The following is a 26666-nucleotide window of genomic DNA, read 5'->3' as shown; positions in this document are numbered from 1 at the left end:
CCCAAGCAAGCAATGGAAATCCAGGCCGCCTCAGCGCGGCCTTTTTCATTTTCGCGTGCGCACCTTGACGGTTCGAAGATTTTTGAGAGGTTGAAGGCAACTCCTGATTTCCTTTCCTCATCGAGACCTCTCCCCATGCGCACCCGCCCACTCGCCCTTTCCCTGGCCCTCGCTTTGGCGGTGGGCTTGTCCGCCTCGCCCACCCCGGTGCGTGCGGATCCCGCCGTGACGGCTGAATGTCCCTATGTCTTCCTGTGTGTGGGCACCCAGCCTGCACAACCCGCCTCGATCACGGATCAGTCCACCGCCGTCGCGTTCGGGAACAGTGCGACCGCCGCGCTGGATGGTTGGGCCTTCGGCAACCTGGCGCAGGCCACCGGCCAGTTCTCGCTGGCCTGGGGTCAGCAGGCAACGGCCACCGGTGATTACAGCTTGGCCTTCGGTAACGCCTCCAACGCCCCGGGCCTGGGTGCCATTGCGTTGAACGGCAACGCCAAATCGGATTACTCGATCGCCATCTCTGGCCAGGCCGGGTTCGGCAACGACCCCACGCAGAACACCAAGGCGATCGCGATCGGTGGCACGGCGTTCAGTGCCAACACCATTGCCATCGGTGGCACGGCCTACGAGGCCAACGGCACCGCCGTGGGCACTGGCGCCTTTGCTGGCAGCTTGGCGAACAACGGGTCGGCGCCCAACGCTTCGGCCTTCGGTTACCAGGCTTTCGCCATGGCCCCCAACAGCGTGGCCCTCGGCGCGAACACGCAAAACAGCGAAGCGAACACCGTGGCCGTCGGCAACCGGCGCATCACGCAGGTGACGGCCGGCACGAACCCGCTCGATGCCGTGAACGTGCAGCAATTGAACAGCGCCATTGCAGGCCTGCCCACCGGGGGCACCAGTGATCCGATCACTTGGATCGCCGCCACCGACACCTCGGCGCCGGCCACCGTCAACGGCGACACGAGCGCATTCCGCGGCCAGGTGGCCGTGGGCCCGAACGCGGTAGCTGGAAATGCCTCCGGCGGGGTCTACAACTCAGCCTTCGGCTACGGCGCGAACGCCGGCCTTAACAGCACCGTGGGTCAGACCACGGCGGTGGGTGCCCTGAGCAATGCGCAAGCGGACAACAGTTCCACCTTTGGCGTGGGCGCCACCACCGGCACGGATGCGGTGAACAGCACCGCCATCGGCGCATGGACCTCCACCAATCGAGCCAACACAACGGCCTTCGGCAACCGCACGCTCTCCCAAGTGACCGCCGGCACGCAATTCGACGATGCCGCCACCGTGGGCCAGGTGCAGGACCAGGCCGCTTCGTTGGGCGGCGGAGCCGGCTACAACGCGGGCGTGTTCACCACGCCAACCTACTCGCTGGCGAGCGGCGTCCCAGCTTCCTTCCACACGGTGGGCGACGCGCTCAACTATCTGGACACGTCCATGACCGCGGGCTGGTCCGCGATGTCCAGCTGGTTGGGAGGCGGGGCCGTGTTCAACAACGGCACGTTCTACCCGCCGACATATAGCCTGGGCGGCAACACGTATCACGACGTGGGCTCGGCCCTGAGCGGCCTGCAAACCCAGATCACCAACATCAACACGTCGGGTGGCACGCCCACACCGCCCCCTGCGTGGCTGGCTTCGGATGATCCGAACACGCCGGCCTCGGCCAATGGCTGGGGCGCCACTGCGGTGGGTGCAAATGCGAAGACGGGCATGGCCGGTGGCTCGTATGGCGGGAACACCGCTGTGGGCGCCGATGCCTCCGCGGGCACTGTGGCGGATGCCGATGGGGTGAGCGGCCAGGCCACCGCGGTGGGTGCGGGTGCCGCCGCCGATGCGCCGGGCAGCACTGTCCTGGGCCAAGGAGCCTCGGCCACCGTGAACGCCACTGGCTCCGTGGCGCTCGGCCAGTTCACCAGCACCGATCGTGCGAACACGGTTGCGGTGGGCAACCGCACCGTCAGCCAGATGGCGAACGGGGTGCAGTTGCAGGACGGCGTGACCGTGAATCAGATCAATCAGGTGATGGCCGGCTTCGGCGGTGGCGCCAGTTTCCTCGGCGGGGTTTACACCGCGCCTCAGTTCATCCTGACCGCTCCCGGTGCGGCGGGCACTTACTCGGACACGAACAGCGCGCTGCTGGCCCTGGACAACGGGCTGAACGCGGTGAACACCCGCGTGGACAACTTGCCGCCTTCGGGCACCGGTCCGGCCGGGCCGCAAGGGCCGACGGGTCCCACCGGGCCGCAAGGCCCGAAGGGCGATCCGGGTGCGCCTGGTAAAGACGGGACTGGCACGGGCACCGATGCGTTGGCCGTGCACTACGACAACGGCACCCAGTCCACGGTCACCCTGGCCGGCACCGACGGCACCACGATCAGCAACGTCAAAGCCGGCGTCGCGGATGATGACGCGGCCAACGTGGGCCAGGTGTCCGCGCAGGTGGAACAGGCCATTGCCACGGCCAAGTCGTATGCGGATGCCGGGGACCGGCAAACCTTGCAGTCCGCCAACACCTACACCGACTGGCGTTTCTCACAACTCAACGATCGGTTCTCGCGCACCCAAGCGCTGGGCACTGCTCAGACGCAAATGGTCGCGACGTTCGCCGGTGCGGATCCGTCCGCCCACAACCGCATTGCCGCGGGCACCGGGTTTGCGGGTGGCACCTCCGCAGTGAGCGTGGGCTACCAGCATGTGACGGACAAGGGTGTGGCCTGGAACGTGGGCGGCGCGATCGCCGGTCGCGAACGGACCATCGGCGCCGGTGTCGGGTATTCGTGGTGAACGCCGCCGCCGCTTATTTCGACTTCCTCACGCGAGAGTTGGGCGACCCCGACTCACGCCTGGCGAACCCTTCGCCTGAGGATCTGGAAGTCGATGCGGTGGGTGAGTTCACCAGATGAAGAGAGGCCGCCGAAAGGCGGCTTCCTTTTTTGGGTTTGCACCTTGACAGTTCTGGGCGATTTGAGAGGCTGGTGGTAGGAGATAAGTTGTTTGTCGGGTCAGACCTCTGGGCTGGCTTGGGTGTTGGAAGGCTCGTTCTTGTTGCGTCGCTCTGGAAAAGTTCAACAACAGGTTCGAGTTAGTGGACGTTAGCGGTGGTGTTTCTTCTGGCGCTTCGCCTGGGGCTGCTTCTTTTGTCCCAGGCGGGCGACCAGAAGAGCGGGGATCAGTCTCTCCATTTAGCAGCCGCCTCCGGGCGGCTTCTTTTTTGAGGTTATGACCTTGACAGTCTTAGGTCTTTTGAGAAGTTGGAGGTGTCCCGACCAAACAGGCCATCGCCGTGCTCTCTCTCTCTGCCTTCGACCGCACCACCGCCAAACTCTTCGTCGCCGCGTTTTTCGTCTTGGGCGGCTTGAAATGCATCGACCTGCACGCCCAGGAAGCGTCCACCGATTCGAACACGCCGGCATTCGCCAATGACTACCAGCTGCCAGATGGCGACAGTTGGTTCAGTGGTTGGGGAGCAACCGTCGGCCCATCTGTTCAATTCCCCCTCACTGTCGAGAGTGAATACGCTCGCGGACCCCACAACGTGCAACCCACGACTCTGCCCACCCTGCGCTATTCATGGCTGCACCGTCGCGTCCAAGTCAGCGGTGTCGTGTTCGCCGAAGGCCAGACTCTGCCTCGCGCCAAAGTGGACGTGGTCGTGGTGCTCGAGGGCGGCTTCTCACGCCACGAAACCGTGTCAACGGACGGCAACGGCGCGTATGCCGCCACGATCCAGGCGCCCAGCCGAATCGCATCGGTGAGCGTGAACGCTCGCAATGTCTGCTCCACCGGTGACGACAAAGATTGCCTCGACACGATCGCCTTGGGCCTGAGCGGCGTCGCCCTCTCGCACTCCACGCCCACCGCCGAAACCACGCAAAACGTGGACGAAGCCGTGGACGCCACCACCCTTTTCTAATCTCCGGAGCCTTCCATGCGCGCTTCTGCTCTTCCCCTCCTTGCTCTCCTCGCCCTGCCGCTTTGCGCTTCGGCCTCAACCCTGCCCAACACCAGCGGACAGGTCTACACGAGCCGCAGCGCCTTGACGGCTCAACAGGCTTCCCTCGCCCGCGTCGTCGCGATCCGCCCCGTGCAGATCCAAGTGCAGCCCAACGGCCATACCTCGGTTTTTGTGGGCACGGCGATCGGCGCGGCCACGGGCTATGCCGTCACGCGTAAATCGAGTGGCAGCTTTCGCGGGCTGGGCACCATTGTTGGGGGTGCGGCCGGGGCCGCGATTGGCAATGGGATCAGTAACCGGCCACGCGTCCATGAAGGCGTCCAGATCTTCGTGCAAACCACGGCAGCGAATGGCCGTCCAAACCCGAACCTGACCAGCGTCGTCCAGGACGCCGACCAGGACATTCGGGTGGGCCAGGACGTGCTGCTCATCCGCTCGCGTGATGGGTTGAGCGTGGCACCCGTGAATGCGGGGGTGCAGTGATGAAAGCGCTGATCTTCGCCGCCACCCTCGCCCTGGCCGCCTCGCCCGCTTTTGCTTCGGACACCACCCGCGCGGCCCAGGTGGTGGCCTCCGTCGCCCAGCAAATCCGCCTGAACCACAAGGGCAACTACGCCGATCTGAACCCGCCGCAAGGCACGGTCATGTTGCCATGGGGAGAACTCACCGCCTTCTCGGGTCCGTATCCGGATACGCACTCGTTCAAGAACTTCGCGCTCCACATCGACGGCGTGCCGCAAGCGGATTGCGTGGCCTTCGTCTCGACGGCTGCGCCGGATTTCGATGACGTTTGGATGGCCGCTGCCGGCCCCACCGCCGTGGGCGGCTCCGTCTTCCGCCACGGCCACCTCGACCGTTCCGCTCTCGACCACGCGTGCCGCGCGCATGACCGCGTGGGCGTGGAATTCATCACCCACTGACCCCTCGGACCCATCATGACCACCCTCACCCTCTCCCCCATGTTCCCTCGCGTGCGCATGAAGCGCCGCAGCCGCGCTTTCGGCTTGCTCGAAGTCATCCTGGTGTTCGCCATCGTGATCGGCGCGGCCGCGGTGACGTTCACCGTGTTCTCGTCGGCCAGCGCTTCCAGCGGGGCCGCGAAAACGGCCGATCAGTTGAACCTCTTGGCTGCGAACTTGCGCGCGAGCCCCTTCGGCCTTGCTCATGACTACACCGGCTTGTCGAATGATTCCGCGTTGAAGGGGGCGATCTTTCCGGCGAACCTGCTTGTCGACGGTAAACCAAATACCGACTACGGCTTGATCCAAACGGCTCCTTGGTATAAGTCCAAAGCGCAATTCGACATCAACATCAACAACATTCCGCAGGCCGGCGCGGAGTGCACCAAGCTCCTCATGGCGCTTGGCAACTCAGGCTATGACGACGTCATCGTGGGGGACTCGGATCCTGGCTTCATGGGCGGCGACTCCATCCTGACCGGTGGGAAACTGGACATGTCGAAGGTGACCTTCTGGTGCAGCGGTGATAACACCCCAAGCGGCCCCAGCGTGGGCGTGGACATCATCGGTCACTGACGATCCGGCTCCTGAACGCCCCTTCTTGCCATCGACACTTCGCCCGTTGTCGATGGTAAGACAGGCATCGAGACCTTCAACCCTGCGGAGTGCACACCATGAACATCGGTCAAATTCTCGACGAGGAAAGCATCTGGATGAGTTTCTGGCGGCGCCACCGCACGCAGGTGGCCGTGCGCGAGGACCTGATCCGGCGTGATCGGAATCGGCGTGATGAAGCGGAGGACTATGAGCGTCAGCGCATCGCGGTCGCCGAGGACCACGCGCGCATCATGAATACGATAGAGGCGAGGAAGGCGGCTGAAACGCGCCAAGTCCTGGCCGCCCGGCGTGCGGAGCTGGACGCCTTACGGTCGTGGCGAGCGACCACGAACGATCGACGGGACTACTGAGCGACTGCCGGAGTAAATGAGGGCGGTAGATAAAAGAAAAGGGCCGCTGTTGCGGCCCTTGTCGTTTCAATGAGCCTACAAACCCATCCCGCGGCCATCGTTCCGCCTCGGCCGAAAGCCCTCCCCGCCATCTTGGAGCACTGGCATGGTTTGCCTGACGCCGGGTGTTTCCCGGCCGGGATCATGCAATTCAGGCATGGATTGACGGGGTGCAGGCGGACTGACGCTTTGCTCGTATTCCAGCATGTTGTTGAAAGGGAATCGCTGCTGCTGCATGTATTCAGCAGCGGTGCGCCCTTCCTGATCGCGGACAGCAGGATCGACACCTTTGGCGAGCAAGGTCTGGGCGTGCGCCGCGTGATCATTCATTTCGGTCTCCCAATGCTGATCCCAGATTTCCTTGGTGGGCCACCTGTTCTGCCCAGCACGCCAGGCCGCTGCCATGACATCTGACAAGGCATGCAATGCTGTTTGACCGCGTTCATTCACTGCGTGCGGATCCGCCCCGGTCTGCAACAGCGCAGTGGCCACATCCGATGTCCGGGCCGTGTGCAATGGGGTGTTGCCTTCTTGGTTCCGCGCGTTGGGATCGGCGCCACCTCGAAAGATAGCTACCGCCACATAGGGGTTTTCAACTCGGTGAAGTGGGCGATCTTTTGTGTATTGGATTTCACCATTGGGATCCGCACCCGCCGCCATCAGCAGGTTGGCGACCTCGACGGTTTTGGCCGAGTGAAGTGGCGGCACGGGCGGTGGGGTGAGGTTTGTGTATTCTTGCTTGGGGTTCACCTCAGCCCCCGCTTCCAGGAGTGCCTTGGTCATTTCGGCCGAGGCGCCATTCAGTAATGTCACGCGTTCCGTATCGCGGGTGTTGCTGTAAGAAAAGACATGGTTGACGTCGTTGCTGAATCCCATGGTGGTATCGCTTCCATGCAAGGGTTTAAGCAGACCAAATTGCCCCTCCAACGCTTCCGTCGTGGGCTGTGCCAGATATTTCTTCAAGTCTTCCAAGGTTTGCACACCATCGTGCGTGAAACCCCGCATCAAGTTGTATTTCTCCGCAATGGGATCAAGTGCAGCCCCTTCATCGAGGGGCACATTCCACGTCTTGTCCGAACCTTGAAAGGTCCGTCCAGGGATGGCTTTGATCTCGGAAACAAGATCCGGGTTGTAAGACGCATGGATGGAAAAGTGATCGCGGTGCCGCACGATAAAATCGGACATGGGTAGCGCTCCTGGGTCGTTGTCCCGGCGGATGCGGAACGGTCCCCGCCTGGGCGGGGGATGAAGCGCTCCATGCCTCACCCATGATCTTCTCAAAACTTCGCTTGCCGTCAACCCACGCCACTCAAAAAAGCACGGCCACGTCAAGGTGTTGGTTAAGCGACACTCCGCTTTTCCCTGTTTTTGCCATGAAACAAGGCCCCGAAAGGGGCCTTTGCTTTGGCTAGGGTGGTGCGGGCTCACAAGAGCCCGCGTGCGGCAAAGCTGGTGCATTCTTGGCCGGCGCTGACGATCAGGTGATCCAGCACCCGGGTGCCCACCAGCGCCAAAGCGGCTTGCAGCTCTTTCGTGATCTGTTTGTCGGCCTGCGATTCGGTGGTCAGACCCGAAGGGTGGTTGTGCGAGAACACCACGGCTGACGCGTTGGCCCGAAGGGCGGCTTTGACGACTTCGCGGGGATGCACCGACGCTCCATCCACGGTGCCGGTGGCCAGGCGTTCCACGCCGATGACCCGGTGCCTGTTGTCCAGCCACACTGCGTCAAAGACTTCGTGCGCCAGGTGACCCAGGCGCATGCGCAAGAACTGCTCCATGTCGCGGGGGTTGCTGATCGTGGCTTCGCGGTAGAGCCGACGGGCCAGGATGTCTTCGGCGGCGGCCAGGATGTCTTCTTCGGTTTGCGGCCCGGTGCTCGGTGTCAGTGTGTAGTGGCCCAAAACGTCTCGTGCAAACATGGGGTGGCTCCTTCGGGGCTGGATTGCCCCGCGGGGAACCGGCGGCTCATCGGCACAAGGCCCTGACACCACAAAGCCAACGCGTGAGCGTGCAGCGGTGGGCGAAATGCAATGGCGCACCCGAAGGGTTGACCGGGACGGCCGTTGAGCCAACGTGACCCGCATCAGGGGTGAACCGGAACCGCAGGTGGCCTTCCACGCATGGGAGACGGGTTTGGGGTGCGGTCTCGACACCGGCTGTCGTCCGTCCAATCCTTGACAGCCCCATAGCCTTCATCGACCCTTGGTCCATGGTCATGTCTCCCCATCGCGCAGCCCAGCGGCGCGCCAAAATCGTCAAACTCTCCGCCGCCGGCACCTCCGGCTCCGACATCGCACGCCTTCTGGGCATCTCCCGCCAGCGCGTGGCGCAACTCAGGGACGCTGAACAGGTGGTCCGGTTCGATCCGCCCCATGTCGCCCGCCGCAAGGCGATCCCGGATCTGATCCGTCAAGGCTTGTGTGGCAGCGCCATGGCGCCTCACCTCGGTTGCAAACCGGAAGTCGTGCTCGCGGACATCCGGACGATGTCCGCGAAGGGGGAACTCTCCACACCCCTGCGCATGCAGCTGATTGCGAATCGCTCCCTGGCGATGAGCCAGGCCAAAATCCTGGCCGCGGAGGCGGCACGGAAGGCGAAGGGGAAGCGCGGGAAGCGGTGACCTGGCGCAGGCCGTGAGACGGGTCCACGGCTAGAATGGATGCTCAACAAATCAGGGGAAACAGGGATGACGAAGCGAGACCAGGTGCTGGAAGCCATTGGGGCGATCGGTCGCCCGTGCACCGTGAAGGAAATCACCGTGTGGCTGGAACGCCACCACCCGGGCAAGTGGACGGACGTGGCCAACAAGCTCTCGGTTTTGTCGATCAACGACACCAACCGGCATCACAACGATCGCGCCCGCCAGGACTTCACGCCGGATGCAGGTAACCCGAAGGACCTCCTGATCCGGGTGGGCGTTCGCGGTGGGCGGGACGTGCGGTATTGGTTTTACGACCACGCCACCGGTGGCCCGGCGCCCTATTCCGAAACGGCCGACCTGGGCTTGACCGGAGAGAAAGCCGCCGCACGCCTCGATCGCAATGCGCGGTATTGGCAAGTCCTGGAAGCGGTGCAGGCGCTGAGCCGGCCCAGCACGATCCGCGAAATCACGGACTGGCTGGAAGCGCATCATTCGGAAGTGCGGCACCCCGATGTGCGCCAGAACGCGGGGATGCTGACGGTCAACGAGCCGAACCGCCCCCACTTCGATGCAGGCCGCAAGAGTTACCGCACCGATCGCGGCCACCCGAAAGACGTGTTGTATCGCCGGGGCGATCAGACCACCGGGGTCACGTATGAGCTCTACGACGTGGCCCAGCATGGCGTCTGGGATTTGCGCCCGTCCGCCGAGGGCAAATGGGAAGCCGTGAAGCTGGACCTGGGACCGGCCGAACAGGCGCTGGCGGAAGCCCGCGCGGAGGTCTACGGGGATGCCCTGCCCGATTTCGCGAGCGAACCCGATGCGCGACGCTACGAAATGCGCGCCATCGCCTTACGCGAAGGGCAGCCGCAGTTCAAGGCGGCCTTGCTCGATGCGTATGGTCACCAGTGCGCCATCACCGGCTGCGGGGTCCTCGCAATCCTGGAAGGCGCGCACATCGTGCCGTATGCATCCGGTGGCGCGGCCTCGAACGTGGTGCCGAACGGCCTGCTCCTGCGCTCTGACATCCACACCTTGTTTGATCGTGGGTTGCTCTGGGTCGATGCCGATGGCTTCGTGCAAATCGGCCCTGATCTGGATGGTTCGGAATACGCACCTTTGCGTGGCCGCAAGTTGCGGTTACCCGCGCATCCGGCTGAGCACCCTCACCCAGATCACCTGGCTCACCATCGGGTGCACACCGCCCGGCAGCCTGCCTGAGCATGAGCGAGCAGGCTTACAGGGCTGCGGTGGACGCCGCCGTGGCCCGTTGGCGCCTGGATCGCCGGGGTGAGCCGCTGACGTGTCTGGCATTCGATGGGGCGTTGCCAGGCCGTTGCCACGAGAACGCGGCCGCCTACGTGACCAAGCATGGTGGTGAGGTTGTGCGGGGTTTCCTGGTGATGCACCCCGATGGCTGGCCCGAGGTGTGGGTCATGCCCCATTCCGTGGTGCGCACGGAAACCGGCCTGGTGGATGTCACGCTGCCTGCGGATCAGCTGCGGTGGCTCGGATTTTATCCGTTGCTCGATGCGATCGACGGCTTCGAGAAATTGGCTCAACGGTTCACGCGGGAGAGCCGGCCGATCGCTTTATAGTCGATTAGAGAGCAGCCCACTGAGCTGAGCGCGAGCTGTTCGAGGTCAACGGCCACGGCCTCGATCACGCGCTGGCATGATGGACTTGCTGATGTCGTTCAAGCGTTTCTCGATGGGAGCCAAAGTGGCCCGCCCAACGCCCAGGCCGCGGGCCATCGTGCCGACTTGCCGGGCAACCTGCACCATGGCTTCAATGATCTGCTTGGCCTCAGTTTGCTCAACACGGTAGTGGGGGGCGACTTTCAGCAGATCCTCTTGCGTTGGATCCTGCCCAGTGCCTTCGGCGAAAGTCATCGTGTGATAACCGCCCGGCCCGGTCATGTAGGTCAGATCATAGGCTGGGGAGATGTCCCACTCATTGTCCGCCCCCAGCACGAAAGCGAAGTTTTTGGCGTGGTCGTCCCGCACACTCATGGCCGCGTTGAACACGGCCCGCATATAGGCCTGTCGGTAGGCAGGTTCGGGCACCGCCAACTCGTCCATCGCTTCGGACACGTTGATGTAGTCCAAGCCGATCGCGCGATGGGAGAAATGCAGCAAGCCGCCCAAGGTGTGACAGAACACCCGCCCGTCCGGCTGCCGATCGAAACGCTCCGTGGCGAAGGCCGGTTTGCCATTGAGGTCCAGGAGCCGGCTGTCCATCACCTGCAACCCCGCGCTGCGGGCGCAGTCCATATAAACCTGTTCCATGAGCGGCGCATCTTCGGGCTCGTCGCGCGAGGCAAACTTGATCAGCCACGACCGCTGGCCAGGCGCCGGTGTCCCAGTGGTGACACGCGCCGTTTGAAACTTGGCATCGCAGTCCACCATGACCTTGGGACGCGCGCCCTGCGGGGAACTGCCGGCCCTGAGCAGTTCGTTGGAGACGTATTCAAGGTGGCCTTCGATCGTGGCCTCCATCTGCTCACCCAGCGTCTCCAACGCCATGACTTCACCGTGTTCGTCCTCGATCACGGGCGAGAAGGACAGCGAGCCCCAAGCCCGGTTGCCCAGGTAGGCCAGGCGAGTGGCCGGCGTGATGAGTTCGGGCCGGATGCCCAAACGCGCCAGGGCCTTGTCCATGAGATACAGGCCCCACCCGTCGGGCAACGCATCGTTGAGCAGGCCAGGGAGCCCTTGGTATTCAACCGGGAGATCGCGATCGTCGCGGCTGCTCCACACCCCGCCCCACACCGGCATCATGATCGGAGAAAGGTCCAGATCTATGCGTTGAGCCTCTGCGCTCCACTCAAAATATGTTGTTCCCGTGGCCACTTCGTAGTTGAGCCGCCCGACGTTGACTGGCTCGGCCAGGTGCTCAGTCACGACGTCCAATTGATGGACAGGGCTGTTCAGCCATTCCTTGGAGAGGTTCATGGTTTCGGCCGCACCCGTTTGATTTTTAAGTCCGGCGCTGCACTCGTTTTAAGTTCGAGGAAGCGCTCATGTGCGCGCAGGTGAGGAAAATTCGGGGAATCCAGCATCTGTAAAAAGTCCCCACCGTGACCGAGCGCCAACAGGACGCGGAGCAGGCTTTCATAGGAAATGGCTTCGCCCTTCTCCGCCGATTTGATGGTCTGCACGGACACACCGGCCTGTTTGGCCAGGTCGGACTGACGCAAATCAAAGGCGATCCGCTGACGCCGCACCCGTGCACCGACGGCCAGCGGAAATTCCTCGATGGACACGGCTTGCCGGCGTCGAGAGGAAACCAGATCGTTGAGCGTTTTCATGGAGATGCGTCCCGCGAAAGCCCTAAGGGGTGTCTTATGATACCTTATTTAAGGTATCTCTTGGGGCTCTTTATCGACTATTTTGGCTCCGATTAGACAGTGATGCCATCAGCACCGACTCCGCTTGCGGTCCTGCCTGGGCTGCACCTGGCCATCCGCGTCTTCGACAACTGGCAAGGGCCCGTCGCACGGCCAGTGACATGTCCTGGGTCTTCAAGAAGTCCTGGACCACCTGCTCCGACATGCGGGTGTCCGTGTGGAAATCGGGGGCTCGCGGCATCATCTCGCCCAGGATGGGGCGATAAGGCTTAGCTGCTACTCGCTCGGCTTCGCCCGCCCTTTGCCCTTCGAGATAGGCCGGATCCACCGCATCCATTTCGTCTTCGATGTGGAATCGACGCCGCACCGAGGCGAACAACGCCGCGACATCAACGCGTTCGGGCTCCTTCAAACCGACTTGGAATCCAGCTTGGTAAAGCGCCACGCGGTCCTTGGCCAGGATCTCATCAAAGAGAGTGAGCAATGAAGCCTCATCCACGTTCGTGGGTGCCTTGGGCTGCACACGATGCCGCCACACCCACACGCACAACAGGATCCACGGTGACATCAAACCGACCGCAATTAGCGCCAAGCCCAAGGTTAATTCGTTCATGCGTAGTTCCTCGGCGCCCCAGCGGCCTGTCTTTCATCCTGATCACTTAACCAACTGCAAAATTCGGCCAAACGCGCATCACATTCCTCCTTCCCGATCTGACGCACTTCGGCAATCCATTCCGCCCGGGTAATCGAGCTCGATTCAGGTGGCTCTGTCGCATGAGCCTCCCAATACTTCTCCAAGCCAACCCCTTCCATTTCAATCTGGCGATCCCGTTCTTCGCTGTTCTCGAAGTGGCGTGCATCCCACTCCGCTCCATTGCCCGAGTTGGCCCGGACCTTGTGCAGTCGATTCCTCCAAAGCCGCACGTATTTGCGCGTGCTTTTTTCCCAGTTCCACCAATCGCCATAGCGTTTTTGCGCAACCGCCAACTCGGTTTCGCTGACGATGTAGATGGGATCCATGCTCTTGCTATCGGCCCATTGCCTGACTTCATCAATGCTGTCCGCGATGACCACGTTTTCGATGAGCGCACGCCGACCCGCCCATTCTTGCCACGCCAAAACCAGCCACACTTGAGCAGCCGAGAGCTCAGGTTCGTCAAGAAGCAGAAAACGCGAAGGCCCGTTGTCCTTCTCTGGCACCAACGGCTCATTGGCCAACTCATCCCGAACCAGGGCCACAAGTTCTATTGGTGCTGGTTTACTTGCGCGGGCCCGCTTCCGTTCCATGGGAATCCATTGAATGGACAGAAACGCCACAATGACCGATCCGTTCCACATCCACGCTTGCAAGCCGTGTAAGTGCGTCATGGGATGCCATGCGAACTGCGTAATCACAACCACGACGAGCCACAACTTGGCCAGTCTGTCGACGGCAAGCCAGAGCGGATATGGGTGTTTGATCTGACCGACAATGTCGGAGTAGAACCGGACTGCCAGTTTTTCGAGCAATCTGGGTGGCGCCAGGTGATCAAGAGTGCTCATGCGTAATTCCTCGGATCCCACCGCTTCCCCCTGCGCACTGCGCCCACGACCACGACGGCAAGCCCGGCCAGGCAGCCCATCACCACATGCGACCAGTAGGCCTCGTCGACCAGAGGGAGAACGAAGGCGCCTGCCAACAGGGAGAGGCCGGCGGTCAGCGTGAGGTTGTGTGGGGTCATGGGGTGGGTCCTGCGTGGGTGTGGCTCTTGATGGGCTGTTCCTGACGTTTGGCGCTTTTCTCGTGCTCACGCCCAAGCTCATAAGCATTCACCACAGCCACCCCGGCTTCGACCATTCTCGTTACCGCTTCGGCTTCGGCACCACGTTGACCGCTGCGGATCCAAACGCTCATGCCAACAACAATCGAGATGGCCAGCACCACGCTGGTGAAAAGCGGATAGACAAGGAAGCCGTAGCAGATCAGCAGAGCCAGGAGCATTCCCGTGGTTTTGTATGAAACCTGATAGAGAAAGTCGTTCACGCGGCCACCTGCTCGCACTGCTCAATGGTGCGCGGCGCCGCATCGGTGAAGCACCCTGCAAACCATTCGTCGCCGTCTTCCCACCACCCCGCCCGCGCCCACGCGGCCAGCAGCTCATCGAGGCGCACCGTGCGCATCCCCAAACGGCTGGCAACGTCCAACGTGAGGGTTTGGGCGCACCGGCCCTGGGCGGAATAGGAAGCCTTGCGAAGGGCGGTGTAGAGAGTGGTTTCGTCGGTGGTCATGATCAGGCTTCCGCGTCTGCGTTCGAGAACGCATGTTTCGAGGGACGAGCTGCAAAAACGGCGACCATGCAGGTCACTGCTGGAAAGGTGATCAGACAAATCAACACGAGCGGGTGATGTTCACCCAGAATCAATCCAAAACATCCAGCCGAGACCAGCAAGGTGAAAATCCCCGCGAAGATGCCCACACATGCATCAAATACCGTTCGTAGGAAGGCGTGGAAAAGCGCCCGGCGGGTGAGCGCCAAAAGGCAAAGCACGGAGGCGTAAATGGCGACGGCGATTGCAATGATGTGAAAGATGGAGAGGTCGGACATGTGGATGGATCCGTGGTCGGGATACCTCTAACGTCTCAGAAACCATATGACTGTCAAGGTGCACGCACGAAAAAGGAAAGGGCCGCGTGTGCGGCCCTTGGCTTCATGGAAATGCAGGGCGGATCAGTAGCCCATGCCGCCACGGCTGCGGCTGCGATCCACCTGACGACGGGCCGCCTGTTTCTCCATCGACTGTTCGTCGCGCTTCGGCAAGGCCACGGTCTGCGAAAACTGGGTGTAGTAGCTGGGATCGTTCGGCCGTTCCTGGCCCGCCTTCCCTTCGCCCTGGCCCTGGCCCTGCTCTTTACCTTGCTCCACCCCATCCGGCGCATTCGGTGCGAGACCGGTGTCCTGCGCCTGCTGGCCCAAGGTCGGCGCCATTTTCACCGCGGCACGCCGCTGCGAGTCCAACATGAAATCCTCAGTCGGAGTCCGCTCGCGTGCATGACCGGGAAGGGGCAAATCCATCAGTTTCGCGCCCCGCAAGTGCTCGACACTGGCCTCTTGCTCGGATTGCAAAGGCGGCATCTGGCTCCGGCCCTGGTGCGCTTCGTGGGCAGGTTCGGGCTCACGCTGCGGCATGGGCGGCCGTTGCGCACCCAGGCTGGGCGCCCGGGCCTGCTGGGCCTGTTCCAGCGGAGTGGGTTCGCGCACCGCGCTGGGTTCTTGTTGTGCCTGCTCAGCCTGCGCCGGAGCGGCCTCCTGTTGCGGTTCGACGGTGCGTTCCTGCGCCCGTTCCTGAGCCCGCCGCTCGGTGAGTCCGCGTTTGAAGTTGTCGAACAGTTCCTGACGTTGCTCGTCGGTGAAATCGGCCATGGTGCACTCCTGGGTGTGTGGGGTTTCTCACCCTCACCCTAGGCCTAACCTTTGCATCGTCAAGGCGCAAACCGAAAAAACCGGCACTTTGTAACGCCTCAGCGCGACAACCCGCCTTCGGACCGTTCACGGGTCCGCTTGCGCTCCCGTGCGGCCGCCCGGGACTGTTCGCGCTCGCGTTCCTGCGCCTTGGCCACCAGACGCTCCCGGATGCCTCGGAAGGCTTCCGCGGCGCGCACGGTGCGCGGGTCCGGTTGCCGCTCAGCCGTCTGTTCCGCGGTGGGCCGCTCAGGCGTGGGCTGCTCACGCATGGCGTGGGGTTCGTTCCGCGCCTGGCGTTTGGCTTCACTGTCCGCACGGGTCTGGGCTTCCAGCGCGGCCGCTCGCTCGCGGATGACCTCCTGCGTGGTCTTGCCATGCAAGCCCTCGGTCAACGCGTTCGTTTGCAAGCGGTCGGTCGCGAATGAGGCGTCGATGCCGATGTCGTGAATTTCTGGACCGCCATACATCGCATACGAATCTTTGGCGCGGGTGAAGGCGACGAGGGAGAGTTGCCGATCGGTCATGCCACGGTGGAAACAGTGGAAGACCTGTTCTTTGCCCTGCCCCTGGCTCTTGTGGACGGTGCCCGCATAGCCATGTTCGAGATACGCGTAGTCCGCCGTCGAAAAGCTGAGTTTCCGGCCGTCCTGCGTTTTGATGTCGCTTTCGATGGTGGCCTCAATGTGCACGTGGCCATCCTTCTGTTTCGTCAGTCCGGTCACCACGGCCCGGGTGCCATTGACCAGGCCGAGGTCTTCGTCCTTCTTGCCGAAGCGGACCCGGTCGCCCACGGCCAGCGCCACGGTTTCCTTCACGTCCGTGCGCGGGTGGCGCACGTCCACCGCCACATCGGGACCCAGTTCACCGCGATCGCGGTGGGCCTGGCGCACCAGATGATTGAGTTCCGCCACATCCGCGCGGGGGCCGGCAATGATGAGTTTTTCGCGGGCCGGTAACGGTGACTGCATGTAGTCTTGCACGAGGTATTTTTTCGCCTGGTCGCGGTCGGCGTAGCCTTGAAGTTGGCCGCGCTGTTCCATGCGTTGGAGGATCGCGGTGCCCGCGGCCAGGTTTTGTCCGCGGCTGCGCAAGGTGTCGTCGCCGGCTGCGTAAAATTCGTGGGCGGTGTCCCGGTCGGCCTGGTGGCGCTGGCGCCGGATGTCGCGCAAGTCGACGCTGCCGAGTTCCTTGGCGAGCAAGCGCAAGGGGCCGCCACGCTCCACGGACTGCAATTGGAGCTTGTCTCCTTGGAGCAACACTTTCGCGCCCGCCGCATGGGCGTGGCTCATGAGTTTCGTGAGCGAAGGGGTGCCCACCATGCCGGCCTCATCGACGATCAACAGGGTCTTGTCGTTGAGCTGCATTTTGCCTTTGTCGAGTTTCGCATTGAGTGAGGCGATCGAGTGGCCGGTGATGGCGCCCGCGCTTTCGCTTTCCAGTTTTTTCGCCGCATCCCAACCGGTTGCGGCGCCAATCACCTCGAAGCCGCTGGCCTGGAAAGCCTTAACGATCGCATCGGCGGACGTGGTTTTGCCGGTGCCGGCGCGGCCTTCGACCACGGCCACGCCCCCGGATTCCAGGCACACGAAATCCACGGATTTCAGCTGCTCAGCATTGAGCTGGAAACCGCGCTCTTTTTCCATCTCAGCCACGGCCACTTTCACCGACTCGGGATCGAGGCGGATGGTTTGCTCGTCTTTGCGCGCCAGTGCTTCACGCACCAATGTCTGCTCCTGCGCGACCACCTTCGGATCCGCAAAGCGCACCGCACGGTGACGCCGGGCCAATTTTTCGCCGCGATCGTCTTTGTGGATCGCTTCCGGCAGGATCAGAGCCAGGTCGTTCCGGCCAAGGAACTGGGACACTTCATGGATGATCCCGGCGGCGTCGCGTTTGCCCGCTGAGCGTTCGGCGATCGCCCGAGTCAAATCCTTGCGCGACCACACGCTCTGCGTTTCGTGCAGCTCGTCCAGGATCTCCTTGTCCTGCTCCTGCTGCGTGCGCTGGGCTTGGCGCTCTTGTTCCTGTTGCTGCTCGGGCGTCAACGGGCGGTTCAACAATTCGCGCATGTCTTGCGGAAACTGGCCCGGGTTGCGCGCCCGCCAGTCGTTCAATTCATCCTTCCAGATGCTGTTGACCAGCTCGCCAAACGATGGCTCATCCTTACCGGCTCGCGTGGCCATCGTGGCCTCCTGCGCGGAGGCCTCGGGGTTGGCTTCCATGAAGGCCTCGATCTGCTTCCTGCGACCGGAGCGCTCGCGCACCAGCTCGTCGGGCACCCCGCTGACCTTGAAAAACCGGTCCTTGACCTGGCCATTTTCATCCAAGCGAATGTCGTCTTCGATGCCGAAACCCAGCGCTTGCAGGCCCTTGGCCAACTCGGCGCGATAGATTGCACCCACCGCCATTTTCCAGGCATACATTTCACGCGGTTCGAGCGTGGCCCATTTGCCATCCTTCCCCAAGCACACGTTGTAAACCAGGGCGTGCGTGTGCACTTGCATGTCGATGCCGGTGCCTGGCGTCCCGTCGACCTTGTCGTGTTCGCGAGCGGCATAGTGGGTGTGGCGAGAGACCAGGAGGCCATCCACTTCGATGACGTCTTTCGAGCCGTGGCCGCGCCGGGTTTCCGCCGCGTGCAGTTCCATCATGCGCAGGCCGGTTTCCACGGCTTTGTGATGCGTGTCCAACATGCGATCACGCAACGCGGGATCGGCGGCAGCAAAAGCGATGGAGAATGACTTGGGCGCGGAAAACGTGCAATCAAAGCCCACCCTTTCTCCCACCCACACCCCCATCGGCTGCCCCTGCTCATCGAGGCGTTGCTGGCCGTTACGGTCGAGGGTCGGGCGAAACTCGGGTTTGCGGCCGGCGTTCTGGCGGAGCTTCGTGCCGTCCGGTGCAAAGCCGTCGGCGAGTTTGTCCATGAGCTCTTCGGTGACGGTCTGTCCCGTCAGCCCGAGCGCATCGGCACCTCGTCCACACCATTTGGATGAGCTCTGCTCGACGCCCGTAGCGTCCAGATAATACTCAGTCGATTTCAGATACGCTGGCATCCCTCCACCGGATCCATCGGCGGAAGTGTTTTTGATGGCGGCGATGCTGAGCATGAGAATTCTCCGGGTCTCCGACTACGTTAGGCGAATTCTTCGGACTGTCGAGGCCTGCCTTGACAGCGACACGCTTTGCGCCATGCTTCGAGGTGTCAGCGATCCCTCTCCTGGGCCAGTGCTTCGATGGGCGCTTGGCGCTGACAAGTCCGGCACGAACCTTGGTCGGGCGCGTGCTGGACGGGAGGCCCCTTCGCGGGGCCTTCTCTTTTTCAGGGAGCCGGCGTGTCCGTGGTGGTCCGGTTCGCCCCAGCATGGATACGTTGCAATGGCGTGCTGTCGGGCTCGAAGGGATCGTGATCCGGGTGCGCGGGCTGGGTGCGCGCCAGGGCCCACGCGATGTGATCGCGCTCTTCGGCTTCCGTGGCTGCTTCATACGGAAACATCGGCCCCGTGTCTTCGGTCTGTTTCAGCACGCGTTCGCGGGCTTGTTCCCGGGCCTTGGCGCGGCGCTCGTCCTGGCGCGCCTTCATCTCAGCCAGCGCCGCCGCGTTCTGGGCCTTGTCCTTTTCCTTTTGCGCGTTGGCCTCGATTTCCTTCTGCTTCGCCAGCATCAGCCGTTCGATGGGCGTTTGCTCAGGGGTCATGCCCGGCCGTGCGGGGCCGCGGGTCCACTTCGCGGGCCGGTGCGGGGTGCGCCGTTTGGGTGGGCTCACACCTGGGAAATCCAGCGTGAGCACGTCGCCGCCCAAGGCGACCATGGCGCGGATGCCCCAACCCATCGGGAAGCGTTTGCCGGTCACTTTGCCCAGCTCGGACAACTCATGGGGTTGCACCACCGCGCGGTTTTCCTCGTGCACGGTCGTGCTCGTGCCATTGGCCGTCGAGGACACCCCGGTGACGGACCAACGGGCTTTGCCGAACTGCTCCGCAATGGTGTCGCGGCTGACGGATTGCTGGACGCGGAACACCAGATGGGTGCCGATCATCGCGCCCAACCCATGCATGGTTTCCTCGCCCCACACCTCTTTGATCTGGTCGAGCGTTTGGACGGCCAAACACACAATCAGCCCTTTGGAGCGGCCACGTTCGATCCAGCCTTGGAAGGGCACGGGACCCAGGCTGCTGGCCTCGTCCAGGACGAGTGCGATGGTGCGGCCGAGCTCGTCATCGGGCAATGCGGCGGACAAGAGTTCCGGGGTGAGCACGTTGAGAATGGCCGAAGCCAGGGCCGTGGTCATGCTGCGGTCCGGGCCAGCCTGAAAGATGATCTGACGGATTTTCGCGGGATACTTGTCTTTGGCCCAGGCGGTGAAGGAAATGGAGGGGCGAAAGTTGCCGGCTTCATCTTCGCCATCGGACCACGCCCGGGCGAGGTCCTGAACCATTTTCGTGTAACCGACCAGCGTCGCCAACACGCTGGATGTGGTGGTGGACGTCGGGTCCTTCACCAGGAGTTCGGCCATCGGCGAGTGCTTGGCCATGCGCTCGGCCATGAACACGGAATCCACGGCCAGGCGCTCAGCGAGCGTGCGCCAGCCCCAGTTGATGCCGAGCTCGTTTTGAAGGGAGATGAGCGTGCCTTCGAGCAACTGCCGGGCGGCGCTGGCCCAGAATTTTCCGTCGCCGCCGGCATCGGGCACCAGTGCGGCGGCGAAAACCTGAGCCTGGCTCGGGCTGCGCACGTCTCGGCCGACGTCCCACACCAAGCTGCGTTTGTCCCAGGGGCAAAGGAGGCCCACGGTGCCGTTCATGCCGAGCCAACACGCCGACAGGTCTCCTTTCACATCGTAGAAAAATCCCCGGTGATTGGCCTCGATCAGCTGACGCACGATCTCTTGCAGCACCACGGTTTTACCGGAGCCAGGCGAGCCATACAGGATGAGGCCGCGCGTCCAGCGAGTTTTCGGGAGCGGCAAATACGGACCCAGCCACATGAAAGGTTCCTGGCCGCCGAGCTCCTTGGCGGCTTCACGCTGGGCCGCGTCGATCGCTTCCTGTCCGTCGAGCAGCTGCGGTCCTTCGAGGTGCCGCATCCGGCGCCAGGGTTTCAGCCCTGAGATGAAGAGTGCGGTGCCGGCTGAAAGCGAAAGCAGCCAAATGGGGAAGAGCCGGACGTGCAGAGCGAACAGCGACAACGCGGCGGGGTTGTCCACCGCGGCATGGCGGAAGAAGTGGCCACCGCTGAGCTGGGAGAGCAGCAGGAACGGGTAGCCGAACAGCTGCGCCAGCAAACCACCATCGGGCACGGGGCTCCCCAACAGGGGTCGCCAGGCCACCCAACCCAGGCCCAGGGCGACTGCGAAAAATGTGGCGAGGCCCGCGAGCAACGCGTGATCAACCTGACGGATCCACACCGCCGGCGGATGGTTCGCGGGGACGCCCTGGAAAAAGAGATTGAGGACGTGACGGGCCACGCGTCACCGCCCGCGCGACAGTTCGCGTTCCCGGGGCTGCCCCATGGCCTGTTGGCCCTGCTCCTGGCTGTATTCCACCATCGCTGCACCGAACGCCAGGGTGTCGCGCAAGCTGATCGGCGTTTGCCCGTTCACGCTCACGATGTCCGTGCTCGCCCCGGCATCAATCAGACGGTTCCAGATGGCGGGGGTCTTCAAGAACGCGGCTTCATGCAGTGCCGTGCGGCCCGAGCTGTTCTGCATGTCGGGATCGGCGCCCGCTTCGAGCAAGAAGACGACGGACTGTTCCTGGCCCATGGCGGCCGCGAGGTTCAGGGCGGTGTCGCCGATGCCTGCGCGAGGGGCGTCCAGTTTCGCCCCGGCGACCAGGGCGCTCCTCATTTGGAGCACGTCCCCGCGGGCCGCTGCTTGAAAAAGTTTCGCCTGGGCCTGTTCGATTTGTTCCGCGGTCATGACGCGAGCCTCAATGTGCGGGTGACGGCGGACTGCACGCGGCCCAGGCGCCACACCTGGCGCAGGGTGCGCGGGAGGGCCGCGATCTGAGATGCCGCATCGAGGCCTGGGATCTGCTTCGCCGCGTGTCGCCACCGGGCGCACACCATCGCATCGAAGACCGCAGTCATGAGCCGGCGGACACCGGGACCGGTGAGGATGTGGCACCGCTCCGCGTGCACCAGGATCCGTTCGACACGGGCCATCGCCTTCTGTCGTGTCAGCGAGTATTCGGCAGCGTCCTGCAGGTGGTGATGCCAGTTGGCATCTTCGTCCGCCCAAATCAACTCATGAGCGGCCTTGCACAAGGCCGTGAGCAACACGTCGGACGTGCATGGGCGGGAGTAAACGAGGCGGAGGGTCATCGGGCCATCTCCGGCTGACGGTGCGCGGGAGCGGGCCGGGCCGCCGGAACGGGTGCCGGGGCCTGATGTTCCTCCTGGACCTTGGCCGTGGGGCGGTTTTGATCGTGCTTCTGCTGTTCCTGCTCTTGCGCGTATTGACGATCGAAGGCCATGACGAAACCATGGATCTTCTCCGCATCGGCGGCCGCGCGGAAAATTTCGCGCGGGTCCTCTTTCAACGCTTTGATCCACGACTTCACGTATGCTGCATGTTGGCCCGGGTCGTGGCCGATGCCGAGCTCGTTGCCCACCATCAAGCTGCTGATTTCGGCGCGCAATTCTTCCTTGGCGTAGCTTTCGCTCGCGAACGTGCCGGTCATGTCACGGGCCAGGCGTGAGGGGTGCCCGGTCCAGTGACCAAGCTCGTGCAACGCGGTCGCGTAATAGCGATCGTCGGTCGCGAATGATTCGACCAGCGGCAGAATGATCCGATCGGAAGCGGGTGAGTAGAACGCGGCATCGCCATCGCGGTGGTCGATCCACGCCCCACTGGCTTTCAGCAGGGCTTCGGCCCGCTCATTCGGATCCCAGGTGCGCACGGGTGGCTCGTATTCGGGGATGCCATCAATCTGCGAGGCGTGAAACACGGTCGCCCAGAAAACCTTGGGGCGATCCAGTTTCACGGTGAGGCGTTTGCCATCGGGTCCTTTTTCGTCCTTCTCCCACTGCCAGTATTCGACGCTCGTGCCCTTCTCTCCGCGGCGCACTTGCCAGCCCTGGGCCTCGGCTTGTTTATACGTGCACCACCGTGGGTCGTCGTGGCCCTGCGCCATGACGTGGCCCTGCGCCATGAGGTAAACCGCATTGATTCCGCGGTAGCGCCTTTCGCTCACGGGATTTTGCGGCATGTTCGACCCGGCCACGTTCGGGTTCCAGGGTTTCTGCCAGGGCGCCGTGCCGGCTTCCAGCTGTTCGATGAGCTGACCGGCCACGCGTTCCGCGTAGGACTGTTTGGGTGCGCCATCAGCCATGACTCGGATCCTCCGACCGATCGCGCGCGGTGCGGGCATCGGCGAGGTCCAGGGCGTCCTCGTGGAACGCACCCATCAGATCCGGATAGAGGATCTTTGGCGAAACAGCGATGGTTTCCCACTCGGCTTGACGCTCGCGGCCGCGGGCGGTGGTCAGATCGGGGGTGTGAGGCTTTCGACGGAAGAACGCCATGGCGGGCACCTGTAAACGGGGAGTCCGTTACACAAGTAGCCGATCCCTTCGCGCCGTCAAGGCCAGGTAGCAGGGAGGCGCGGTTAAGCCCAATCGGGTGGATCGTCGCAATATTGACGAACCAATGGCCTGATCCTCGCTTTCGCCTCCTCAATGCCTTGTTGCGGCCCGAATCGGTTTTCCAGCATGTCAAAACCGATCACCAGCCCCGGCATGATCGTCCGATAGATTTCGTCCTTCGGCATGTCGGGGTTGCGGTTGAGCCCAGCGAAAAACAACACGGACGCACCCTTCTGCCCGCTACGCTCGAAAGCCAGTTCGATGGCTGTAAAGAGCAGATTGGGCTTGATGCCAATTTCCGCAGCCAGTCGCTTGCCCGCACGTCGGCAATCCAGCCAGTTCTGGAAACGATCCGTTGAGAGACACCAAGCAATGAGGTTGCCCACCACCCAGGCGACCGGTCCGCGCCGCACGCCCAGCAGGACACATGCTCCGATGAAGAGGCCGAAAAAGGCCACCCACCACCACGCTTGCTTGAAGCGCAACCGGTATTGGGTCCAGGCGACCAAAGCCACCGTGCCCACGACCCACATCGTGGTCCACACCAGCGCGAACAAGGGAGCCCCGCTCATGCCGATGCGACCGGCGTGTGAGCGGGCCAGATTTTCGCAAGTTGGAGGAAGAGCGTTTCTGTCCGGGCCCTGATCGCTTCCTCGTTCCACACATCGGCCTGCGGCTCGTGGAAATAGCGCGTGAGGTTGAGCTTGGCGAATTTCAGCAACTCCGGTCGTTTCACCGACCACGCGGAATTGGAGAGCGCCGGATTGAGTGAATCGGTGATCAGCGTGAGGTTACCCAGCGTGTTGAGCAGCACATCGCGCGCCCCGGAAGCCTTTTGCGCCTCCACCGGATCCGCGGCCACTTCTGCCGGCAAAGGCCAGTGATCGCGCCATTGCTGCGGCATGACGTGTTCAATGGTGAGTTTGTCCGGCAGCGGCAACACCTCGCTTTTGCGGTGTTGTTCGTAGGTGTCCAGGGCTTCCAGGATGGCTCGCACCTTGAACTGGGCCAGCCGGCCATAGAGCGGCATCTGGAAGATGGCCGTGATCAGCTCGTCGTTCGTGGGGAATTTGCTGGTGATGGCCAGCGACTTGCTCAGTTGAGCGCCCACGGTGGCGGCGGACACTTCACTGTCCCGCTCCACTGCTTTGATCAGATCCACAAACAGGCGGTTGTAGTTCTTGGGCGTCATGCCGCAAATCATGCGGCGCATGAGGAACGATTCGACCACGCCCAGGAGGGCATCGAATTCGTCCCGACGCTCGGGCATCAGTTCAGCGTAAGCGTGCAACAGGATCGGATACACCGTGGTGGTGTCCACCGCTTCCAGTCGACGCAGGAACAACGCCAGGCGTGGATGATCGCCGGGGCGGGTGAATTTCTCGAACACATCGGCATAGCGCGACAGTTGCTCGATGTGTTCAGCCGGGGTGGTGGGCACCGGAATCAACGAACCCTCCGGCGAGGCGGTGGTCTCGGCAAAGGCCTTGAAGGCGTTGAACAGGTGGGCGGATTTCACCTCATCGCGCGTCATCAGCGTGAGGTAGTAGTTGATGAAGACGTCGATGCGCGGCCGGGTGATCCGGCCCTGCTTGATCTCTTCGCGCCAGAACGGCTGATCAAAGCGCTGCCAATATTTCTCGTAAAGTTTTTCCACGTCCTCGCCCAGGGCGACAGCCCGGCGGAACAGGAAGTTCTTGATCAGATCGGCCGGTAACAGGTCCTCACCGCGAGCGTTGAGGGTTTCGAAGATCACCTGGGTCTCGTCGTTCTTGTCGAGGTCGATGACCACGACTTGCAGCGCCGCCTTGACCGTTTGCCAAAGCGCCTCCATGCGAGTCTCTCCCGTCGCGACGGACAAGGCCGCCTCGTCCTCCTCATCGTCCAACTGGCCCGAAAGCCATTGACCCAGCTTCGCGTAGAAAAACCGATAGGCCCCCACGATGTTGCTGCTGGTCAGGCCAGGGTGGCTCTTCAACGCGGCTTTCAGGGCAGCCTCGGATCCCGCCTCATGGACGAGACGGAACGCAGCGCGATCGCTGTTCGTCGGCCAAACCTTGAACGCTTCATCGTCGTGATCAATTTTGCTGCGCCGGTTCCCGACCAGGTCACCCAGCCGCTCGGAGTATTTCGGCAACCCTTGGAGCGCGGCATGGTCCCGCGCTGCAATGAGGAACAATTGCAAAGTGGTGAAACGCTGCTGGCCGTCGATGACTTGGCGGCTCTCAATGGAACCGGTGGGGTTGGCCAACTGTTCCAGCACCACGGCGCCAAGGAAATGAGGGTGAACCTTGTCGCCCCGGAGCTGCTTGCTCAACAGGGCTTCAATGTCCTCCCACAACGGTGTCCAGTTCCGCTCCTCGGTCCAGACGTAAGGCCGCTGGAACAGCGGAATCTGATACTGAATGGTCTGATCGAAAATGCGTTCGAGATGGCGCGCGTTCGCTTCCATGTGGCTCCCCTGCCCTGATTGGAAGCATCATGATACGACGTCCCCGCTGATCACCACCGGGGCCTCAAGCGTGGCACGGGCCGGCTGCGCTGGATCACACGCCAGGGCACCTCGCCCTTCGTAGCAACAGGTCGCACCACCCCACCGGTCGCAGGCCGCACGCCCAGCCGTTGCAGTTCCATCATCAGCTTGGCGGTGGGCACCTGCGCCGGCACCCACACACCCGGGATTTCGCCTGGTGCGAAGGGCTTCGGGTTGCGCTGGTAGGCGTAGATCGCGCGGGCCGTGGCTTGGGCGGTGACTTGCGGACGCAAGGCGGTTTGCAGGTCGCCCAAGTTTTCGGCGAGGTCCACCGCGTGGGCGAGGTGTTCCAGGCCCATGGTGCCCAGCATGATGCCCGCCAGGGTGCCGGCGAAGAGTTCGAGGAAGGCGCTTTCGTTTTCAAGCGGCTCGCACGTGCGAGGATCAATGGGCACGAAGAGCCAGACCGTGGATTGGGATTGCAAGGCGCTCATGAGGGCTCTCTCGGAGAACAGGCGGGTGCAGCGGCGGCCACCCACACCGGCGACACGGTCACGGGCCAGGGCGATTGCGCAGCCGGGCAGGAAATCGTGGGGGCGCCGGGACCATCAATCCACAAGAGGCTCCCCGCGAGGGCACCCTCCTTGTCGAGCTGGTTGAAGACCGTTGGATTCAGCGCGGGGCAGCCGTTGCTCCGGCCCACGTTGCCACTGAGGCTGACGTAGCTGGCGGGGTGCAGCACAACCCCACGCGTGCGGGCCTGGTCGTCCCAGCCGGTGGTCAGACCGTCCAGGCGGTAGCCCTTGGGGTGGTGCGCCATCACGTAACTTTCGGCCACCTGATACAAGCCTAAGCTGGTCGCGTTGCTGTCTGGAATGTTGCTGAATTTCTGGGCCACGCCGCGGCTGGTCGGATCGGAACCGGCGCCGTGCGCGACGAACGTGCGGGCGATGAGTTCGGGCTGGTTACGGTTGGTGAGGTCAAGCACCCACAGGCGCGGGTGGCTGCTCGGTTGGGACATGTCTGCGATCAGGAGATGGCGTGCCTTGCGGCCGGCGCAGGTGGCGGCGTCCAGGGCGCGTTGCGCAATGGCCGGCGGCAAAGCCGGGGCGGCTTGATGGATCTGAGCGAGGATGGGAAACATGGTCGATGGTCCAGTGAATGGGGTGCGGGTCAGGTCACCCCCTACCTTCATTCAAGCGGAAATCGCAGTGCTGTCAAGGCGCGCCCTGTTGGAGCTCCCTGG

At 63.0% G+C, this 26666-nt stretch carries 30 protein-coding genes and 1 pseudogene; 10 read left to right on the top strand and 21 right to left on the bottom strand.

The window, feature by feature from the left end:
• Positions 1-135 precede the first annotated feature (135 nt).
• The 7 genes from ASG87_RS10495 (at position 136) to ASG87_RS10470 (ending at position 5888) form a co-directional block, all read left to right on the top strand.
• Positions 136-2790 (top strand): YadA-like family protein, encoded by a 2655-nt coding sequence (locus tag ASG87_RS10495; RefSeq protein WP_162258355.1) that lies wholly within the window; start codon positions 136-138, stop codon positions 2788-2790.
• Complete coding sequence (locus ASG87_RS21200) at positions 2787-2909, top strand: hypothetical protein (RefSeq protein WP_268761809.1); 123 nt, start codon at positions 2787-2789, stop codon at positions 2907-2909. The genes ASG87_RS10495 and ASG87_RS21200 overlap by 4 nt, the downstream gene beginning before the upstream one ends.
• A gap of 380 nt (positions 2910-3289) precedes the next feature.
• The gene (locus ASG87_RS10490) at positions 3290-3919 is read left to right on the top strand and encodes a hypothetical protein (protein WP_056004687.1); all 630 of its coding nucleotides are present in this window, start codon (positions 3290-3292) and stop codon (positions 3917-3919) included.
• 15 nt (positions 3920-3934) lie between these two features.
• A complete protein-coding gene (locus ASG87_RS10485) occupies positions 3935-4444 on the top strand; it encodes a hypothetical protein (RefSeq protein WP_056004686.1) in 510 nt (169 codons plus the stop codon).
• A complete protein-coding gene (locus ASG87_RS10480) occupies positions 4444-4881 on the top strand; it encodes a hypothetical protein (RefSeq protein WP_056004685.1) in 438 nt (145 codons plus the stop codon). Before ASG87_RS10485 ends, ASG87_RS10480 begins: the two co-directional genes overlap by 1 nt.
• Before the next feature lie 15 nt (positions 4882-4896).
• The gene (locus ASG87_RS10475) at positions 4897-5496 is read left to right on the top strand and encodes a type 4 pilus major pilin (protein WP_056004684.1); all 600 of its coding nucleotides are present in this window, start codon (positions 4897-4899) and stop codon (positions 5494-5496) included.
• A gap of 98 nt (positions 5497-5594) precedes the next feature.
• Entirely contained in the window at positions 5595-5888 is a 294-nt protein-coding gene (locus tag ASG87_RS10470; RefSeq protein ID WP_056004683.1) for a hypothetical protein, read from the top strand.
• Between the two features lie 75 nt (positions 5889-5963).
• Here the strand turns inward: ASG87_RS10470 and ASG87_RS19415 are convergent, their stop codons facing one another.
• Both ASG87_RS19415 and ASG87_RS10460 read right to left on the bottom strand, forming a co-directional pair.
• The gene (locus ASG87_RS19415; RefSeq protein WP_162258354.1) at positions 5964-7112 is read right to left on the bottom strand and encodes a hypothetical protein; all 1149 of its coding nucleotides are present in this window, start codon (positions 7110-7112) and stop codon (positions 5964-5966) included.
• A 239-nt stretch (positions 7113-7351) separates the two neighbouring features.
• Positions 7352-7846, bottom strand: a complete 495-nt coding sequence (locus ASG87_RS10460) for a JAB domain-containing protein (RefSeq protein ID WP_056004681.1) — start codon at positions 7844-7846, stop codon at positions 7352-7354.
• A gap of 296 nt (positions 7847-8142) precedes the next feature.
• On the opposite strand from ASG87_RS10460, the gene ASG87_RS10455 reads away from it, so the two are divergent.
• The 3 genes from ASG87_RS10455 to ASG87_RS10445 all read left to right on the top strand — a co-directional run bounded on the left by ASG87_RS10455 (position 8143) and on the right by ASG87_RS10445 (position 10166).
• A complete protein-coding gene (locus ASG87_RS10455) occupies positions 8143-8547 on the top strand; it encodes a helix-turn-helix domain-containing protein (protein ID WP_162258353.1) in 405 nt (134 codons plus the stop codon).
• A gap of 66 nt (positions 8548-8613) precedes the next feature.
• Positions 8614-9789 carry an HNH endonuclease gene (locus ASG87_RS20920; RefSeq protein ID WP_056004679.1) on the top strand — a complete coding sequence of 392 codons (1176 nt, stop codon included), beginning with the start codon at positions 8614-8616 and terminating at the stop codon, positions 9787-9789.
• Between the two features lie 2 nt (positions 9790-9791).
• Entirely contained in the window at positions 9792-10166 is a 375-nt protein-coding gene (locus tag ASG87_RS10445) for a hypothetical protein (RefSeq protein ID WP_056004678.1), read from the top strand.
• 45 nt (positions 10167-10211) lie between these two features.
• Here ASG87_RS10445 and ASG87_RS10440 read toward each other — a convergent pair whose 3' ends face one another.
• From ASG87_RS10440 to ASG87_RS10355, 19 genes and pseudogenes are all read right to left on the bottom strand, one after another.
• The gene (locus ASG87_RS10440; RefSeq protein ID WP_082582903.1) at positions 10212-11522 is read right to left on the bottom strand and encodes a type II toxin-antitoxin system HipA family toxin; all 1311 of its coding nucleotides are present in this window, start codon (positions 11520-11522) and stop codon (positions 10212-10214) included.
• Positions 11519-11878 (bottom strand): helix-turn-helix domain-containing protein, encoded by a 360-nt coding sequence (locus ASG87_RS19410; RefSeq protein ID WP_082582902.1) that lies wholly within the window; start codon positions 11876-11878, stop codon positions 11519-11521. The genes ASG87_RS10440 and ASG87_RS19410 overlap by 4 nt, the downstream gene beginning before the upstream one ends.
• 70 nt (positions 11879-11948) lie before the next feature.
• Complete coding sequence (locus ASG87_RS20130; RefSeq protein WP_157511035.1) at positions 11949-12530, bottom strand: hypothetical protein; 582 nt, start codon at positions 12528-12530, stop codon at positions 11949-11951.
• Positions 12527-13459, bottom strand: coding sequence for a hypothetical protein (locus ASG87_RS20125; RefSeq protein ID WP_157511034.1), 933 nt, complete (start codon positions 13457-13459; stop codon positions 12527-12529). The genes ASG87_RS20130 and ASG87_RS20125 overlap by 4 nt, the downstream gene beginning before the upstream one ends.
• Positions 13456-13638 (bottom strand): hypothetical protein, encoded by a 183-nt coding sequence (locus tag ASG87_RS10430; RefSeq protein ID WP_056004675.1) that lies wholly within the window; start codon positions 13636-13638, stop codon positions 13456-13458. The genes ASG87_RS20125 and ASG87_RS10430 overlap by 4 nt, the downstream gene beginning before the upstream one ends.
• Positions 13635-13940 carry a hypothetical protein gene (locus tag ASG87_RS10425; protein WP_157511033.1) on the bottom strand — a complete coding sequence of 102 codons (306 nt, stop codon included), beginning with the start codon at positions 13938-13940 and terminating at the stop codon, positions 13635-13637. Before ASG87_RS10425 ends, ASG87_RS10430 begins: the two co-directional genes overlap by 4 nt.
• Entirely contained in the window at positions 13937-14185 is a 249-nt protein-coding gene (locus tag ASG87_RS10420) for a hypothetical protein (RefSeq protein ID WP_056004673.1), read from the bottom strand. Before ASG87_RS10420 ends, ASG87_RS10425 begins: the two co-directional genes overlap by 4 nt.
• Before the next feature lie 2 nt (positions 14186-14187).
• Positions 14188-14502 carry a hypothetical protein gene (locus ASG87_RS10415; protein WP_056004672.1) on the bottom strand — a complete coding sequence of 105 codons (315 nt, stop codon included), beginning with the start codon at positions 14500-14502 and terminating at the stop codon, positions 14188-14190.
• Between the two features lie 123 nt (positions 14503-14625).
• Positions 14626-15318: a hypothetical protein gene (locus ASG87_RS20120; protein WP_157511032.1), complete on the bottom strand. Its 693-nt coding sequence runs from the start codon at positions 15316-15318 to the stop codon at positions 14626-14628.
• A gap of 98 nt (positions 15319-15416) precedes the next feature.
• On the bottom strand, positions 15417-18470 hold the full coding sequence (gene mobF, locus ASG87_RS10400; RefSeq protein WP_056004669.1) for a MobF family relaxase: 3054 nt from the start codon (positions 18468-18470) through the stop codon (positions 15417-15419).
• A gap of 212 nt (positions 18471-18682) precedes the next feature.
• A complete protein-coding gene (locus tag ASG87_RS10395; protein WP_157511031.1) occupies positions 18683-20827 on the bottom strand; it encodes a type IV secretion system DNA-binding domain-containing protein in 2145 nt (714 codons plus the stop codon).
• Positions 20828-20830: 3 nt separating this feature from the next.
• A complete protein-coding gene (locus ASG87_RS10390; protein WP_056004667.1) occupies positions 20831-21280 on the bottom strand; it encodes an ankyrin repeat domain-containing protein in 450 nt (149 codons plus the stop codon).
• On the bottom strand, positions 21277-21684 hold the full coding sequence (locus ASG87_RS10385) for a hypothetical protein (protein WP_056004666.1): 408 nt from the start codon (positions 21682-21684) through the stop codon (positions 21277-21279). The genes ASG87_RS10390 and ASG87_RS10385 overlap by 4 nt, the downstream gene beginning before the upstream one ends.
• 107 nt (positions 21685-21791) lie before the next feature.
• Positions 21792-22733, bottom strand: a pseudogene (locus ASG87_RS10380) (zincin-like metallopeptidase domain-containing protein); the annotation flags it as partial.
• Positions 22687-22887, bottom strand: coding sequence for a hypothetical protein (locus ASG87_RS20115; RefSeq protein ID WP_157511030.1), 201 nt, complete (start codon positions 22885-22887; stop codon positions 22687-22689). The pseudogene ASG87_RS10380 and the gene ASG87_RS20115, both read right to left, overlap by 47 nt.
• 83 nt (positions 22888-22970) lie before the next feature.
• Positions 22971-23504, bottom strand: coding sequence for a hypothetical protein (locus ASG87_RS10370; RefSeq protein ID WP_157511029.1), 534 nt, complete (start codon positions 23502-23504; stop codon positions 22971-22973).
• An 11-nt stretch (positions 23505-23515) separates the two neighbouring features.
• Positions 23516-25399: a DUF262 domain-containing protein gene (locus tag ASG87_RS10365; RefSeq protein ID WP_056004662.1), complete on the bottom strand. Its 1884-nt coding sequence runs from the start codon at positions 25397-25399 to the stop codon at positions 23516-23518.
• A 50-nt stretch (positions 25400-25449) separates the two neighbouring features.
• Positions 25450-25914: a hypothetical protein gene (locus ASG87_RS10360; RefSeq protein ID WP_056004661.1), complete on the bottom strand. Its 465-nt coding sequence runs from the start codon at positions 25912-25914 to the stop codon at positions 25450-25452.
• Entirely contained in the window at positions 25911-26564 is a 654-nt protein-coding gene (locus tag ASG87_RS10355; protein ID WP_056004660.1) for a murein L,D-transpeptidase catalytic domain-containing protein, read from the bottom strand. Before ASG87_RS10355 ends, ASG87_RS10360 begins: the two co-directional genes overlap by 4 nt.
• Positions 26565-26666: the final 102 nt, after the last annotated feature.

This window comes from Frateuria sp. Soil773 (assembly GCF_001428405.1).
Classification (GTDB): Bacteria; Pseudomonadota; Gammaproteobacteria; order Xanthomonadales; family Rhodanobacteraceae; genus LMSL01.
The sequence above is the reverse complement of the archived record's forward strand: the minus strand, read 5'-3'. Positions and strand labels throughout refer to the sequence as shown.

Excerpts from the sequence above, each read along its gene's own strand:
- ASG87_RS10365 (WP_056004662.1), bottom strand. The coding sequence starts at position 25,399 with ATGGAAGCGAACGCGCGCCATCTCGAACGCATTTTCGATCAGACCATT.
- ASG87_RS10475 (WP_056004684.1), top strand. The coding sequence starts at position 4,897 with ATGACCACCCTCACCCTCTCCCCCATGTTCCCTCGCGTGCGCATGAAG.
- ASG87_RS10445 (WP_056004678.1), top strand. The coding sequence starts at position 9,792 with ATGAGCGAGCAGGCTTACAGGGCTGCGGTGGACGCCGCCGTGGCCCGT.
- ASG87_RS10470 (WP_056004683.1), top strand. The coding sequence starts at position 5,595 with ATGAACATCGGTCAAATTCTCGACGAGGAAAGCATCTGGATGAGTTTC.
- ASG87_RS10460 (WP_056004681.1), bottom strand. The coding sequence starts at position 7,846 with ATGTTTGCACGAGACGTTTTGGGCCACTACACACTGACACCGAGCACC.
- ASG87_RS10420 (WP_056004673.1), bottom strand. The coding sequence starts at position 14,185 with ATGACCACCGACGAAACCACTCTCTACACCGCCCTTCGCAAGGCTTCC.
- mobF (WP_056004669.1), bottom strand. The coding sequence starts at position 18,470 with ATGCTCAGCATCGCCGCCATCAAAAACACTTCCGCCGATGGATCCGGT.
- ASG87_RS10415 (WP_056004672.1), bottom strand. The coding sequence starts at position 14,502 with ATGTCCGACCTCTCCATCTTTCACATCATTGCAATCGCCGTCGCCATT.
- ASG87_RS10455 (WP_162258353.1), top strand. The coding sequence starts at position 8,143 with ATGTCTCCCCATCGCGCAGCCCAGCGGCGCGCCAAAATCGTCAAACTC.
- ASG87_RS20125 (WP_157511034.1), bottom strand. The coding sequence starts at position 13,459 with ATGAGCACTCTTGATCACCTGGCGCCACCCAGATTGCTCGAAAAACTG.
- ASG87_RS20120 (WP_157511032.1), bottom strand. The coding sequence starts at position 15,318 with ATGGCCGATTTCACCGACGAGCAACGTCAGGAACTGTTCGACAACTTC.
- ASG87_RS20130 (WP_157511035.1), bottom strand. The coding sequence starts at position 12,530 with ATGAACGAATTAACCTTGGGCTTGGCGCTAATTGCGGTCGGTTTGATG.
- ASG87_RS20920 (WP_056004679.1), top strand. The coding sequence starts at position 8,614 with ATGACGAAGCGAGACCAGGTGCTGGAAGCCATTGGGGCGATCGGTCGC.
- ASG87_RS10390 (WP_056004667.1), bottom strand. The coding sequence starts at position 21,280 with ATGACCGCGGAACAAATCGAACAGGCCCAGGCGAAACTTTTTCAAGCA.
- ASG87_RS10430 (WP_056004675.1), bottom strand. The coding sequence starts at position 13,638 with ATGACCCCACACAACCTCACGCTGACCGCCGGCCTCTCCCTGTTGGCA.
- ASG87_RS19415 (WP_162258354.1), bottom strand. The coding sequence starts at position 7,112 with ATGTCCGATTTTATCGTGCGGCACCGCGATCACTTTTCCATCCATGCG.
- ASG87_RS10485 (WP_056004686.1), top strand. The coding sequence starts at position 3,935 with ATGCGCGCTTCTGCTCTTCCCCTCCTTGCTCTCCTCGCCCTGCCGCTT.
- ASG87_RS19410 (WP_082582902.1), bottom strand. The coding sequence starts at position 11,878 with ATGAAAACGCTCAACGATCTGGTTTCCTCTCGACGCCGGCAAGCCGTG.
- ASG87_RS10480 (WP_056004685.1), top strand. The coding sequence starts at position 4,444 with ATGAAAGCGCTGATCTTCGCCGCCACCCTCGCCCTGGCCGCCTCGCCC.
- ASG87_RS10440 (WP_082582903.1), bottom strand. The coding sequence starts at position 11,522 with ATGAACCTCTCCAAGGAATGGCTGAACAGCCCTGTCCATCAATTGGAC.
- ASG87_RS10385 (WP_056004666.1), bottom strand. The coding sequence starts at position 21,684 with ATGACCCTCCGCCTCGTTTACTCCCGCCCATGCACGTCCGACGTGTTG.
- ASG87_RS10360 (WP_056004661.1), bottom strand. The coding sequence starts at position 25,914 with ATGAGCGCCTTGCAATCCCAATCCACGGTCTGGCTCTTCGTGCCCATT.
- ASG87_RS20115 (WP_157511030.1), bottom strand. The coding sequence starts at position 22,887 with ATGGCGTTCTTCCGTCGAAAGCCTCACACCCCCGATCTGACCACCGCC.
- ASG87_RS10355 (WP_056004660.1), bottom strand. The coding sequence starts at position 26,564 with ATGTTTCCCATCCTCGCTCAGATCCATCAAGCCGCCCCGGCTTTGCCG.
- ASG87_RS10495 (WP_162258355.1), top strand. The coding sequence starts at position 136 with ATGCGCACCCGCCCACTCGCCCTTTCCCTGGCCCTCGCTTTGGCGGTG.